Annotated in this window: 1 protein-coding gene; it reads right to left on the bottom strand. The window is 65.5% G+C overall.

Going from position 1 to position 333, the window contains the following annotated elements:
• Positions 1-333 (bottom strand): hypothetical protein (locus FLQ44_RS23655; protein ID WP_206208828.1); only part of this gene is annotated, 333 nt, incomplete at both ends.

Genomic DNA, 333 nt, shown 5'->3' with positions numbered 1-333 from the left:
TTCCGATCTGCGTCAGCTCGTGCGCGACCGTGGGCTGCATCTGCTCCATGCCCCCGCGCGACATCACGAAATGGCCGTAGCCGGCGTGGACGAACATCCCGCTCGACATCGCGAACTCGCCCTCGTCGGGATAGTAGTGGCTGATGTAGCGGTAGTAGTCGTCCTCGTCCTCGAACACCATCACCACGTGCCTGCCGTGGCCGGCATCGCTGGCGATCTCGCCGAGGTTGCGCAGGATCCAGCGATGCACGTCCTGGCAGAACTGCAGGAAGATCTGCGCGGGCCGGTCCGGCAGGCTGGACAGCAGCAGGAAGTCCGCGCTCGCACGCACAC

The sequence above is a fragment of the Vogesella mureinivorans genome, from assembly GCF_007644035.1.
GTDB lineage: Bacteria > Pseudomonadota > Gammaproteobacteria > Burkholderiales > Chromobacteriaceae > Vogesella > Vogesella mureinivorans.
The sequence above is the reverse complement of the archived record's forward strand: the minus strand, read 5'-3'. Positions and strand labels throughout refer to the sequence as shown.